This window comes from Malacoplasma penetrans HF-2 (genome assembly GCF_000011225.1).
Lineage (GTDB): Bacteria > Bacillota_I > Bacilli_A > Mycoplasmatales > Mycoplasmoidaceae > Malacoplasma > Malacoplasma penetrans.
Window position 1 is genome coordinate 700,263 of record NC_004432.1, and the last position, 15,281, is coordinate 715,543.

Annotated in this window: 9 protein-coding genes; all 9 read right to left on the minus strand. The window is 26.8% G+C overall.

Annotated features, from left to right (window positions below; translation table 4 throughout):
- Positions 1-17: 17 nt before the first annotated feature.
- The 9 genes from MYPE_RS05415 to MYPE_RS02910 all read right to left on the minus strand — a co-directional run bounded on the left by MYPE_RS05415 (position 18) and on the right by MYPE_RS02910 (position 15,177).
- Entirely contained in the window at positions 18-2,594 is a 2,577-nt protein-coding gene (locus MYPE_RS05415) for an ATP-binding cassette domain-containing protein (RefSeq protein ID WP_011077375.1), read from the minus strand.
- A gap of 11 nt (positions 2,595-2,605) precedes the next feature.
- A complete protein-coding gene (locus tag MYPE_RS02875; RefSeq protein ID WP_011077376.1) occupies positions 2,606-3,826 on the minus strand; it encodes an ABC transporter ATP-binding protein in 1,221 nt (406 codons plus the stop codon).
- 2 nt (positions 3,827-3,828) lie between these two features.
- Positions 3,829-5,061: an ABC transporter permease gene (locus MYPE_RS02880; protein ID WP_011077377.1), complete on the minus strand. Its 1,233-nt coding sequence runs from the start codon at positions 5,059-5,061 to the stop codon at positions 3,829-3,831.
- Entirely contained in the window at positions 5,054-6,334 is a 1,281-nt protein-coding gene (locus tag MYPE_RS02885; RefSeq protein ID WP_011077378.1) for an ABC transporter permease, read from the minus strand. The genes MYPE_RS02880 and MYPE_RS02885 overlap by 8 nt, the downstream gene beginning before the upstream one ends.
- A 9-nt stretch (positions 6,335-6,343) precedes the next feature.
- Positions 6,344-8,887, minus strand: a complete 2,544-nt coding sequence (locus MYPE_RS02890; protein ID WP_011077379.1) for an MG321/MPN456 family lipoprotein — start codon at positions 8,885-8,887, stop codon at positions 6,344-6,346.
- A 275-nt stretch (positions 8,888-9,162) separates the two neighbouring features.
- Positions 9,163-10,347: an ABC transporter ATP-binding protein gene (locus MYPE_RS02895; protein ID WP_052270424.1), complete on the minus strand. Its 1,185-nt coding sequence runs from the start codon at positions 10,345-10,347 to the stop codon at positions 9,163-9,165.
- A gap of 187 nt (positions 10,348-10,534) precedes the next feature.
- Entirely contained in the window at positions 10,535-13,024 is a 2,490-nt protein-coding gene (locus MYPE_RS02900; protein WP_011077381.1) for a DEAD/DEAH box helicase family protein, read from the minus strand.
- Positions 13,017-14,546 carry an Eco57I restriction-modification methylase domain-containing protein gene (locus MYPE_RS02905; RefSeq protein WP_052270425.1) on the minus strand — a complete coding sequence of 510 codons (1,530 nt, stop codon included), beginning with the start codon at positions 14,544-14,546 and terminating at the stop codon, positions 13,017-13,019. The genes MYPE_RS02900 and MYPE_RS02905 overlap by 8 nt, the downstream gene beginning before the upstream one ends.
- Positions 14,536-15,177: a hypothetical protein gene (locus MYPE_RS02910; RefSeq protein WP_011077383.1), complete on the minus strand. Its 642-nt coding sequence runs from the start codon at positions 15,175-15,177 to the stop codon at positions 14,536-14,538. Before MYPE_RS02910 ends, MYPE_RS02905 begins: the two co-directional genes overlap by 11 nt.
- Positions 15,178-15,281: the final 104 nt, after the last annotated feature.

The following is a 15,281-nucleotide window of genomic DNA, read 5'->3' on the forward strand; positions in this document are numbered from 1 at the left end:
ATTTTTGTTTTACTAGATTAGTTACTTCCCTTTCATTCATCATATTGATTGTTAGTTGCTAACACATAGTGAGATCCACTTTCATCAACATTATGATATTTTGGAACATTAACTAAAGAATAGTCTGAATCATACGTATGCTTTTCTTCAAAACTTGCTAAATCAACATGGATTCTTGAAAGTTTTGGAACTGCTTTCATTAATGATTTAGTATATGGGTGAACAGGATTTTTAAATACTTTATCAACTTCTCCACCTTCTAGAATTTTCCCTCTATGCATAATTATTAATTTATTACATACATGATTTACCATTGATAAATCATGGGCAATGAATATAAAAGTAATTTGATGTTTCTGAGCTAATTCTTTCATCAAGTTAATTATTTGAGATTGAATTGAAACATCCAATGCACTAATTGGTTCATCAGCTAAAACTAGTTTTGGGTTAGTAATTAAAGCACGAGCAATTACAATTCTTTGTTTTTGACCACCTGAAAATTCATGTGGATATCTATAAGCATGTTCTTTTTTAAGACCAACTTTTTCTAAAGCATCATACACATAATTTCTTTTTTGAACTGTTCTAAAAAATCCATGGAAAATTCATTTTAGATTATTTGGTAACTCAACTGCTTTTTCATAATATAAAGACTCTCTTAAAATAAAGTTTTTGTAAGCATTAAATGACACCAATTTATCTTCTATATACTTATAAGATTTTCTAAGTAATTTATCTTTTAAAAACACCTTTTTAATTGAAGATAAATTTTGATGATAATTTTGGATATAAGCTTCAATGTCTTTTTTAAGTTGTGCTTTATAAGTTCTATCTAGTTTAAACAATTCTTTTTTTAAATTAACTACATCAGCTGGTTTAAACTTTTTAGATTTAATGAAGTTATCAGAAATCTTTTTCAATGCATTTCTAAAGTAACTGTAACGTTCTTTAGAATTAATAAATTGCTGTTTACATAATGTTTTAAATTCATTTAATTTATCTAAATTCTCAAAATTTTCTGTAACAAAATCATAGAATTTAGAACCATTCTCATCATGGCCTACAAATGAATCAATCTCTTTTAAATCATTTTCAATTTCTTCTAAAGCATAGTCTTTATCAACTTCAGAATTTTTAACATCTAAACTTGCTTGATTAATAATTTCTAAATTTGTATCACTTAAATTTTTTGCTTCACCAAAGATATTAAATAATTCAGTAATCTTTTTTTCATCAACATGATTTTCTTTTGCCAAATTATTAATTTCATTAAGATTTGATTCATTTAACTTGTTCAAGTTAGATTTAAAGAAATCTAAAATCTTTTTTGTTTTTAAATCTAATTCTTTTAATGAACTAATAATTTGCTTTTTTTCATCTACTGTAGACTTAGCAAAATTAGATGATAAATTAATAAATTCATTTGCAATAGACATACAAATTTGATTAGCAATAGTTGCAAATTGGTCAGCACTGTTTTCTACAAAAACAACAGTTAAATTCTTAAATTGTTCTCTTAAAAAATCTAAGAATAAATAATTTAATTTGTTCTCTAACAATGTGATATTGAAATGTATGTGAGTTATAAAGTCATTAGATAATAATGAATTTTGTTTAGAAACTTTAATTTTATTTTTGATAGCAATTAATAAGTTTTTTGCTAGTTCTTTTCCATCTAAACACAATTCTTGTTTCTTATTTTTAAAGAATAATTTTCTATCTTTTTTAGTTAGCTTCAAATTCTTTTTATTAACTACAACTTTATTAGTTTGATAGTCTACTACTTTATTAATAACTTCTAATTCATTTTTAGCTTTTAACAAATTCCGATAATCTGATTTTGAATCATAAACTTTTGATTTTTCATAATATTCATCTGCTAAGTCATCACGTTTTTTAATGAAGTTTTCAATTATTTCTGTAACATTTCAAATCTCATTAACAAACTCATTATTTCGATATTCTAAAAACTCTTTAGGAGTTAAATCATTAGTAGGAATTTCTAAATTTAAAACTTTATCATATGCTTGTTCTAATCCATTATAGAAATCTTTATAAAAGTCATGTCTTATGCTTTTATATCTTCTCAAAAAATCATGATGATAAAAACTTGAAATAGTTTTTAATTTTTCAGATAATTCCTTTGCTTTGTTTTTAATAGTTTTATTAACAACTAAAGGTTCAGCTACTAAGTTTAAAATATTTTTAGAATAGTTTAAAGAAGCTGTAGGATCTTGAAAAATCATTTGAGCATTTTCTTGTAAGAACTTTCTATTTTCATTTTTTAATTTCTTAACTGATATTAATTTGTTCTCAAATAAAATCTTTCCACCAGATGGCAAAACTAATCTTACTATAGCTTTTCCAGTAGTTGATTTACCACTACCTGACTCACCTACTACTCCAAAGAAGTCTCCTTTATTTACACTAAAACTTATATCATTTACTGCTCTAAAGTATGTTCCTTGAGCCTTAAATAAAACAGATAAATCATTTACTTCTAAAATTTTTTGTGGACTATTGTCATTAGAATCAATAACATTTTCTTGTTGAAATTCTAAATCTAAATTGTTGTCCAAATCTTTAACTGACATAAATAATTCTCCTAAGCTTTTTTAGTAAATGATTTTTTAGCAATTGCAATTTTATTAGCAATAATTTTTGGGATAGCAGTCCCTTTATAGTCTTTGTGTAATAACCATGTTGCTGCTCAATGAGTATCAGTGACTTTAAACATTGGTGGTTCTTTTTCAAAATCAATTTTTAAAGCATACTCATTTCTTTGGGCAAAAGGATCTCCTTTTGGTAAATCAAACATGTTTGGGGGAGTACCAGGAATAGAAAGTAATTCATCATCACTTCCTTCTTCTGGTAAAGAAGAAATTAAAGCTCAAGTATATGGATGTTTAGGATCTGTAAACACTTCTTCAGTTGTTCCTTGTTCTACAATTTTCCCAGCATACATTACATAAATGTAGTCACAGAAGTTTGCTACTAATGCAATGTTATGAGAAATGAAAATAATAGTTGTGCCTAATTCATCTCTTAATTTTTTTAATAAATCTAAAACCTTGGCTTGAATAGTAACATCAAGTGCAGTTGTAGGTTCATCTGCAATTATTACATCAGGTTTTGAAATTACAGCAATTGCAATAGCAATTCTTTGTCTCATCCCTCCTGAAAATTCATTTGGATAAGCCCTTAATCTTCTAGATACATCTTCTATTCCAATGAATTCAAAGATTTCATTTAATCTAGCTTTAATTCCTTTTCTTGATAAAGAATATTTTTTGTTTGCTTTAGCTTGTGCTAATTCTTGTTTATATTGTTGTTGGTCAATTGAATTATTTGCTAATTGTTCTTTAAGTCTTTTAACAGTTTCTTTATAAACTTTTTTCTCAGTAACTAAAATTGCTTCTTTAAGTTGATTACCAATTCTCATAGTTGGGTTTAAAGAAGTTAAAGGATCTTGAGGAATGTAAGCAATTTTTGTTCCTCTAATTTTCTTTCAATCTCTTTTTCTGATTTTTAATAAGTCTACTCCACCTAAGTTCAATGTATCAGCATCTACTTCTGAATTATCATTAAACCCAATTAAAGTTTTTAATAAAACAGACTTACCACTTCCAGATTCCCCAACTAAACCTACTATTTCTTTTTTATCAATTGAAATAGAAGTTTTTCTAATAATTGGTAAAGCACCATCTTTAGTTTTAAATGCTACTGTTAAATTCTTTGCTCTAATAACTTCATTACCTACAAGTGCTTGATTTTCTCTTATAGGTAAGTTGTTATTTAAATCTAAATTATTATCACTATTATTCATAATTATTTACCTATAATTCTTGGGTCAACAGCATCATTCATAGCATTTGCAATTATTTGAGTAGATACTGCAAATAAAGCAAAGATAGCAATTGGTGCATAAACCATTTGAGCAAGATTAGTTCCATAAGTATCTGTAAAGATTTGCCCAAAAGAGTTGCTTGTTGGAGTTCTTAAACCAATAATAATTAATGAAGTTTCAAAAAAGATTACTCCTGGAATCATATGAACAAATCTTACAAAGATTCTTCCAGAAATGTTTGGTAATAAGTGAAAAAATAAGATTCTTGATTTACTTCCACCAATCACTCTAACTGTTTGGATATATTCAGCATTTCTGTTTCTAATGATATACATTCTTACAAGGTATGCTGGTCCCATTCAACTAATTAAAATTAATGCAAAAGTAATTGAAGTATTGTCTAATGTTGCTGATGCATCTGGATTACTACTAGCTATTACTAAACTTAAAACTATTAATAATACAACAGATGGTACACTACCAATAATATCAATGATACGCATCATAACAATGTCTATTGTTTTACCAGCAAATGAACCTGCAATGGCTCCATAAATTGAACCTATTATAATAGCAAATACACTAACTATAATTCCTGTTCCTAATGAGCCTGCAAACCCATCTCAAACTTTAGTTCACATATCAATACCAGTAGTATCAGTTCCAATTACTGGATATAAATTGCTTAGTGCTGGAATTCTATATGGATATAAAGTTAATCAATAGAAATTAGGATTCCCTTCTTGTTGGATAGCTGAAACTATAATGCTACCCCTAACACCTTCTCCAGCTTCATCTAGTTGTCTAACAGCTTCATAGATATCAGATGAAATTGGTTCAGGATAAGTATAAATTGGATCCATCCCTAATAGCCTTGGTGGCAACATTCTAATTAATTGTGGATTAGTATTTGAAAGAATTGGTGAAAAAGAAGGGTATGGGGAAGTTAAAGGAATGATTAAAGCCATTAAACAAATCACAATAAAAATAATTAAAAATACTACTGCTCATTTATTTTTGAAAAACCTTTTTAATACTCCTCTAAAAAAACTTATTGGTCTACTTAAGGTTTTTTCTTTTTGTTGGAATTGTCTAAAATCAACATTAACTAATAATTCAGAGTTAACTTCAATGTTTTGTAGTTCACCAAAATTATCATTCATTAAACTTACTTTTCCTGAATGCTGCTGTTCTAAATTATTTTGGTTATTCATTTAAGTTACCTCCTTCTGCTTTTTCATTAGCCAATTTTTCATCAACTAATTTAATTGCATATTTGTATTGACCAATAACTAAGAATTTCTTTTGTATATTGGAATTTAAATTGTTTGATACATCTTGATATTCTTTTTCATTAAGATGAACATTGTTATTGATTATTTTTTTATTTTCTAAAAGATAGTCAAAGAACTTATCTTCAGTATTTAATGTAATTGAATTTTCTTCTGTAATTTCTTCTCATCCTTTGATTCATAATTTTCTCTTTAAGTAACTTACAAATCTCTTGTATAGAGAGTAATTGTTCTTTTCAACTAGAACTACTCTTGGATCAATTAGTGGATAACAGCAATCCATTAATAAATCAAAGATGAAAAAGATTGATGTAAAGAATATTGTTTGAAACAATACTACATTAATTTCACCATTTGAAATTGAACTTACCAATCATTGTGCTGGTCCTTGAACACCAAAGAAATATTCAATAATTAATGACCCAGATAACAATAGTAAGAACTCTGGTGCAATTCTAGAAACTAAAGGAATTCCTGCATTTCTTAACATATGTTTAGTTAAGATTCTTCAAATTGATAAACCTTTAGATTTAGCTGTTTTTATATAATCTTGGTTCATTATTTCAACTAACTCATTTCTAACAAAATAAGTTAAAGAAGCAGCTGATCCAAAAGTTAAAGAAAGAATTGGTAAGATCATAGATCTTATCATTCCAGATAGTGTATAGTTGGATGTTCCTGGTGGAATAAATTGAATTTCAAGATTTATAAGTCTTCCTGCTCTAATTAACAAGATTGCAAAGATGAATGATGGAATTGATAAAAATACTGTAGCTAAAACATTTAAAGTAATATCAACTGCTCTTCCTCTATAGAAAGCACATATTGTTCCACATAATAATCCAATTGCAATTGAAATTATTAAAGCAATAAAACTAATTAATAAAGTAAAAGGAATTCTACTGAAAAATGTTTCAGGAATATTATGAGCACCTGTACCTAATACAACTCCAAAATCCCCAGAGAAAATTCCACTTATATATTTTCATCACCTTTGAACTACACTTAGTCCATATGGACCTAAATCATATTGAGCTAATAATTGATTATATTGTTCATCTGTTACATTCGGATTGGTATGTTGTAAATTGGAAGGTAAATAAGGTAAAAGACTTGTAAGAAAATAAATTATTGTAATTATTATTAACAGCGATATCGCTGCAAATAATAATCTTTTTAAAAAGTATTTAAGCATTATTTTCTCCTATTTTAAACCTAATCCAATTTGTACTAATTCACTTGGGCTTCTTGGTAAAACTCCATAGTTGTAAACTGGTTGATTTGCTTGATTTGTAAATGGTGCATAGACACCATCATAAATTTGTCTGTGTAGTTCTTTTGTTACATCTTCACCACCAGTGCTATCTTTTTCATTTCAGTGAAATACACCATAAGGAATTGCACTAAACTCAAAGTCACCAGCTGGGTATACAAGTGAAGATAAATTGAATCAATTGATCATTCCAGGAATAGCAGCTCTAATAATTCTTGCTTGATCACTTTCATAATCTGATAAGAATCTTGCTGCAGTTGAATTAACTGAGCTTTTTAATCTTGTTGTTGGTCTATGAGTAGATGAATCAATTTCATAAGGGTTCCCACCTCATACTGCAAAATTACTTTGTTCAGTTCTTGAAACCCCAATGTATTTAATTGCATTTCTTCAAACAGGATCGTTTATAACTGTTTGAGTTTCAGTTGTTGGAATTTGTGCAGATGAATAATTACCTGCTAAAAAGTTTTCATATACTACTTGTGCTGTAACTTGAGCACCAACCAAGTTAACTCTTTGTTCGGTTATTTTTTCTTCATCTTTATTTATTAAATCTTTTCTAGCATTAAAGTATTCATTATTTTTTCTATAAACAATTTCACTTTCAGAAATTCTTGCAACATAGTATGCACCTGCACTTCACAAGTTATCATCATTTAAATCACTAGATCTTCCCTTAGCCATTCCAAAAATATTCCCAAAATTTGTTCTATCTAAATCCAGTGTAGTTCTTGTTGTTCCATTTTCACTAGTTGTTGTTGTTTTTATTTCACCAGAATCACCTGTTTTTATATTTTTAACTTCTTGGTTTGTGTATGGGATACCTCAGAAGTAAGAACTTGATAAATACTCCAAAATATGACCATTTGGTTTTGTTACATATAAAGTGAATTTATTGTCTGTATTAGTATATTCTTCAGTTGGGTAATCTGAATCTGTTATTTTTTTATTATTTCCATTATTACCATTGTTATTGCTACCATTGCCATTATTTACAGTTCTTTGTAAATCTAATGCTAAAGTATTTATAAAATAACTATTTTGTTGATAACCTAATTCAGATGCTAATCAATAGGCCTCTAAATTTCTTTCAAAATCTTTCCCACTTAATGCTTGTTTTTGATTTCCGTTTTTATCTACTCATTTAATATTAGTGTCAATATTAAATTCTAATTGATAAGTTTTACCTAAATTTTCAGAAAGACTCGTTAAATCTAAGTCTTGACCTCTATTTAAAGTTTGAAGTTCTTTTCCAGTGTTGTCCTTCAAAACCAAACTAGTAGCACCATTTAATCTTCAATGATCCATTGGTTGTTGTCTTGAATCACTGTTGTTCCAATCACCTGTAACTTCTGTATCTATCAAAGAAATACCTGTACTATAGTTAGAATTTGATGCGGTACCAAATGCTGGACTAAATCATTGGTTGTTAGTTTGCCAAGCTGTAGCATTACCATAACCTTTAATTACACCTCTTTCTCTATTACCAGGAAGTTGATAATATGTTCCAGCAGCTTTTACTGCACTATCTCTTAAATTTGTAAGTCCATAAGGACTACTACGTTGAATGAATTGAGGATCTAATAAAGTTGCACTTCTAGACTTCAAACTTGCAGTTGGAGTAGGCATAAAAAGATATAAATCATCTAAAATATATTGTAAAAAGAAAGAAATATCTTCTGTTAAATGCTGACCAAAGAATGAATCTGTAAAAATACCTTGAAATGCATTATTCCCTGATGATTGACCAAGCGTTCCTTCAAAGGCTTGTCTGTAATCATCTGGTAAATTAGTTCCAGTAGAAAAACTGCTTTTATACAATCCAGCAGATATTAGTTTACTTAATAAGTCCTTAGCAGCAGCAACATATTTTTGACCATACTGAGCTAAATAAGAAGATTCATTTCTATAAATATCTCTAATTCTCTTATGAACAGCATCTCAAACATTTAAACTATTTCTATTATTATTTCCTCATTCATCTAATCCTATTCAAGAAGAAATTCAAGTTCCAACCCCATCATAGTCTGGTCCTCATAAGAAGAATCCCATTTCAGAATTTCCAGTACTAAATCATGAACTGGCAGATGGATTAGCTGTACCAGCAGGCAATCAGTTTCAACTCATTAAACCACCTGATAATGTCTGACTAATCTCTGTACCTATTCTGTTATACATAGTTGTATTCAATGGCCCTAAAGATGAGTAAGGCGTAATGAAATCAATTTGCATAGGATTAGATTCTGTTGCACCATAACGTCTTAAAGCATCTCTAAATGAATCAATACTTACTTCAATATCTCTGATTCCATCTGCTGCTTTAATATTAAAAGGATTAATATAACTATATGATGTTGGAGTGGTTGAACTACCATAGCCAGCAACTTCTCCACCTTGGTTCACAACACCAATTGTAGTTCCAACAGTTATACCCAAACAAGAACTACTTGCTAATAATTTCCAAATTAATTTCATATGAAACCCCTTGTATATATAAATAGTTTATGTTACGTAATCATAGATATATTTATTTATATTGTTTTATCTACAGTTAAAAACTTGCAAAAATAAAAAGCACATATTTATAATGTTTATACATTTTTAGTAAATGGTAGCCATTAAGATACTTATTTAAATAGTTAAAAAAACCTCTTATCAAAATATTTAATAAGAGGTTTTTTAGATTGTTTAATTTAATTTTAAAATGTTTTTATTTTGGTTATTTCAATACAATTTTTTTTAAATAAAAACTATATTTGTTTGAAGGTTTTATTAATAAAATTTGTGCTCTTTTCTAATTCAGAAATCCCATTATTTTTATTATTATACATTTCTATTGGTTCACCTTTTTTCTTAACAACAGTTCTATTTAATTTACCATCAAGAATGTAAAATACTTTATTAGCATAATTTGCTATTGTTTCATCATGGGTAATAATGATAATTGTTGTCTTTAATTCTTCATTTATTTTTTGGAAGAGTTTTACAATTTGCCCAGACATCTCAGAATCAACTGCACCAGTTGGTTCATCACCAAAAATAATTTTAGGATTCTTTGCAATTGTTCTAGCAATTGAAGTTCTTTGTTTTTGACCACCTGAAAGTTCATAAGGATATTTGTCTTTAAATTCAAACAACTCTAAGCCTTTTAAAATATTTTCAATTTTTGCTAGTTCTTCTTTTCTGTTTAAATTATTTTTTTCTTTTTCATCTTTATTAAGTTTTTTTAATTCTTCTTTTGAATATGAAGTATTTTTATAAATTCTATTATCTAAAAATGAATTTGAAGATTTACCTAAGTATGAGCCCATTAAAACATTTTCTAAAACTGTTAGATTTGGTAATAAACCATATCTTTGAAAAACATAACCAATATTGTTTCTTCTAAAAATGGTTAATTTCTTTTCATCCATTTCTTCTAATCTATAATTATTTACTCATAGATTTCCAGTGGTTGGACGATCTATTCCAGATATTAAATTCATAAGTGTAGTTTTACCACTTCCACTAGGTCCTAAAAAAACAACAAAGTCACCATTATTAATTTCTAAGTTGATATTTTGTAAAACCCTAATTGCCATCTTTTTTGATGAATAGTATTTTGAAACATTGTTAATTTTTAAAATTAAATTTTCATTATCCATTTGAGTTTGATTTCTATTCACTCAATTAGCTTGTTCAATATAAGTAATATTTTTATGTAAGAAAGATAAAAATGTAGTTCTAATTTCTTTAACCAATTTGATTTCTTTTTTTTCAGTTGGTTTCAATTCATTTAGTTCTAATAAACCATTATATAAAACTTCAATAGCATTAGCTATTTGTGCTCTATATGCAATTGAATTCTTGTTTTTATTTTTAACAAGACTTTCGGCCATTTTATAAATTGATTCAAATTTTTTGTTAATGCTGTCAAAACTATTTTTTGTATTCATATTCATAATTAATAATTTTACATTTAATAAATTATAAAATGATATCTTCAATATTGATATTGCTATTCTGTTTTTTTCTTTTTTGGATATTTTTTTAAAATAAACTCAATAACATCAAGAATAAATAATTGTAATTAACAATTCAATTGTTAATGTAATTTTATTTTAATATTCATTTAATTAAAAATTAGTTATCTTCATAATAAACAATTTTTGTATTAAATAAACCTATTTTTTCTGATTTGTTTTTTAAAATCCCAGTATATTTCAAACTAGAATCTTCATATCTTCTAAAACTTCATATGGCATCATTCATAATTTTTTCATTAAAAATATTTAAAGATACTAAAAAATCAAAATCTTTTATAGTTAAACCAGTAACTTTCTCAAAAAAATCTGGTTCTAACTCTGTAATCACATCTTTAAGTGTTTCTTCTCTATAATCAGTTAAATACATAAAAATAGGAATTCTAGTTGCAAATTTAATTAATTTCTTTTGTACTTCTCTCCTCTTTGATTGCTCATCCTTTTTATCATTACTAAGTAACTTTTTTTCTTCTTTTGTAAGTTCTGATTCAGTTGATTTAGTTTTTAATTTTTTTATTTGTTCACTTTTAGAAATAATTATAGATATGTCTTTGTTCAAATTTCTAAAATCTTCTAATTTGGATAGAATATCTAAAGCCTGTTTATTAGACACAATTCTTTTTAATGTATCATTATCAACATTCACCAGCATTGCTGATTCCCATTTTCTAACAAGCATATTGTAAGTAATATTAGTTATTGTATAATCTAAAATTTTTACTGCATCAACTTCCTCCATTATATTAGTGTCTGAAGAATATGCTAGAATTGGTAAAAATTTTATAAAATCTTTTACCTTTGATTCAGTAGATACCTTATTACTAGTATTTAGATTTTGACTATATTCAACTACTTGTTTTAATGCTCTATTTGGATCAAAGTCAAAAATATAACATTCTTTTTTATAATTTTCCTCTTTTGAAACTTCATTATAATCATCTTTGAAAGTTCAAGAATTTTGAACTCTAAAAGCAGCTTGAAAATATGTTTCAGGAGATTTCAGACTTCTAAGCATAAAAATACCTGATCATGGTCTTATAGTTACACCTGTAGTTAATTTTTGACATGAAAGAGTTATAGTTTTTGTTTCAATGGGGTTTTCCATGTTTTTATGTATTTCTTCAATTAAACTTTCACCACTTTTTGATTTTCCACCAGCCGCTAATATTATTTTGTATTTTTTAAATTCTATGGTTTCTCTCAATAAATCATACATTGCATAACAAGATGCAACATTAGGTAGTAGTCAAAAAGTATGAGACAAATTATTAAGCAATATTTCATCTAAGAAAGGCATTGGTGCTTGCTTATCTCTTGCCTTTAATCTTTCATTTAGGTATATTGTGTGTTTTCCAGTTAAAAAATTTAAAAATTGATTTACTTGGTCACCATGAATAAACTCATATTTTTTATTTCTCTCATTAAATTTTGCACTAAAAAATTCATTTAAACTAAATTCATCAAACTCCCCTTTCAATGCAACCTCTCTTAGATTATCAGGTAATTTATAAGTTAACATAATCATTTTAGGCATACATCTATAAGGGTTATTTTCATCATTCTTATATTGCTCTTTTTTACTTTGCTCATCTGTATAAGTTCAATTAAAAATTTGATCTTCCAAAAACTCACCATTACTAATAGCCCTAAATGGTGTTCCGGATAAGTATAAATATCTTTTGGATTTAATAGGGAATTGTTCAATGCCTAATGCATCCATTATTTCTATTGAGTTGTAAAAGTCGTCATCTTTCTCATTAAATAAATCCTTTGATCTTTCTCTTCAAGCACCAAAATGATATTCATCTATAATTATCAAGTCTCATTTGTTATTGTGAATTCACTGATTTTTCACTTTTATTCCACCATACTTATTTTTTCCAAGTAAATCTTGAAATGAACTGAAACAAACTATATTTTTTCCTGAATTTTTTTGCAAAGTTTTAAATGTTTCATCTTTATCTAGATTATTTATAAAAATATAATTTTCAAAATCAATATGTGATTGCAAATCTTCTCTTCATGCTGTTTTTACTGTAGGTTTAAATGAAACAATTAAAACATTTTTATATTCCATTTCTTGAATAAACTTGTAAGCAGTAAAAGTCTTGCCAAATCTCATTTTGGCATTTCATAAAAATTTACAATATTTTTCATTTGCATTTTTCAAAAAATAATTTTTTGTGACTCTTATAGCTTCTTTTTGCTCTTCTCTAAGTGAAAAATCTTTTGTTCTATTTACTTCAAAATTTAACTTATTATGTTTAACTTCAAAAAAAGCTTTGTTTAAAATTTCTGGGTTATAGTCAAATCACTCTCCATTTTTTCTCTGAACCCCTAAGCGAGATAAAGCATTATGAATTTCAATGTCAGTGAAAGTTGTTCCATCATTTCTAATTGCATTTTTTGCAAAAAACATAGTAAATGGTTTTTTTACTGGTGCACTCACAGGAAATTGTTCCTTTATTCTATCTTCTGGATTCTCTCTTGTTGTGTAACCTACCTTCATTTCTTTATTGTTTCTATAATCATAGTAAGCATATATTTTCCCAATTTTATTTGTTTGTTTTTGAAAATAATTATTACTCATTTACAAACTCCTTATTAGAAAATATATTTTCAATATAATTTATTTCTTCATCTGAAAATTGAAACATTGTATATAGTTCTGCATCAGTATATATTTTTGAAAAATCTAACAATGGAATAAAATCATAAGTTTCTTTTGTTGTATTTTGTGAAATTCTTTTCATGCCAAATAAAAAATGGAAAAATTTGGTTTTCATATATTCAATACAAAAATCCACTTCTTTTTCAGTATCAAATGGGCCTATTGCTAAATATGTTTCAGTGCAAACACTGTTAATTATCCCTTTTATAGGTTTTAAAAACAGTCCTCTTTTTTTCATATTTGCATCACCAACTGCTTTGGGAATGAATATCTTTCATCTGTCTCTTAATACAATGTTTTTTTCTATTAAAACATCTTGATGCAAAAATTTCTCATATCTCCCCTTATTGAAACCATAAATTTTAGTTAAATCTAACAAATTATTAGGATTTGTAAATTTTAAATTAGCATTAGAAGGTATGTTAAAAGGATTTCTAAAAGAAACAATAGATGAAAAAGGTTTGAAGCTAGGGTGGTTTTTAATTTTTTCAACTATAGATACAGCTTTATTAAATCTAATGAAATCTTTGTTTCCGTTTAATAAATATCTACTACTGGTATTAGTATTTCCATCTTCCACATTTACAAAATTGCATTTTCCACTATAGTGTTTTTCTCACAAAAAGTAGCAAATCCCTCCATTTACATCTACACCGGAAAAGCAATCAGAAGAATTAACATAATCAACCATTGTGCTAATTTTATTACAAGCTAACATATAATTCCTAAATTCATCCAATCCTTTACCTCCGATCATTCATCTAGATGGAATAATCATGGTTATGTATCTAGGTTCCATTTTTATTGCTTGCTCTACAAATTTGTTGTACAAAGGTATGGCACTAGACCCTATACCCCCCCCCCCGTCCGAAAGATGATATGGGGGATTGCCAACTATTACATCAAACTTCATATTAAACACCTCATTCAAATTTTCAAAATGAATAAAACTATAAGCATGTGTTTCTAATTTTTCACTTCTTGAGTAATTCAATACACTAGCTCCACACATTTTGCATGTGTCTTTATTTCACATGTGATCAGTTAACAAATATTTTATATTTCCACTTTCATCTTTAAAACTGTCACATATAGAATATTTATTATTGGCTTTTTTGGAACAGTAAAGTGTTCTTCTACTAATAAATCCTGTTAACTCTGTTATAGATAAGCCAAACACTTGGTTTAAAAGAATATGATTAATTCTTTTTTCAAGATTCGGTATCTCTTCTTCTAAGCCTTTTATTAATCTTTTTGTGATTTCTCTAAGGAATACCCCTGTTTTACAACATGGGTCCAAAAATCTTATATTTTTATTTTTTCATATTTCTCTCGGTAATAAATCCAATAGTTTGTTTGCAATCTCTGGAGAAGTAAAAATTTCATCACTACTAAGATTAGCAATACAATTCAAGACATCAGGATTATGATTATTGTTCATAAATATCTCCAATATCAAAATATTTTATAGGCTTATACTCTTTTAATTCTTTAGGTATAAAAAAATCTTTATCAGAATCAGTTAATTCGCTAAATAAATATTCAGTTCTTTTTATGTATAAATCATTAAGTGGTGATCATTCAGAAAATATTATAAATTCACCATTATTATCTTTCATTGTTAAACAATTTCCACATACTATGTTAACAGATAATATAAATTTGATAGTTTTAACAAACTTTTCATTTTGATCTTTAAAAAAACCTTTGTATTTGTTTAAAGCAATTTTTAAAAGATTGTCCCTACATTTTTCAACATTATCTTTAAGTAAATCTATTCCATATAATGATGAAACAGCAATAATTGTGTTTTTAACAAAATCTTGTTTATATCTCTTGAATTTTTTACTTATTGCATCAAGTTTTCTTGAAAGTATTTCCATCAAAAACACACCTTCTCCACAAGCTTGTTCCAAAAACCTTGATTCTAATCTAATTGCTTCATGAGAAACTAAATCAATCATTTCATTTACTTCTCTTTGTGAAGTAAAAACTTCTCCATATTTTGAAATTCTCTCTTTATTTTTAAATTGAGTATTTTTATAATCAATCTTACTTTTACCATTTTTCATAAAAACAAATAATTTAACCTTATAAAATAATTACCTTTCAATAATATATTCTTTTTAAAGGTTCTGAGTTCTTTTTTAACTAAACAATAAAAAAATAATTCATA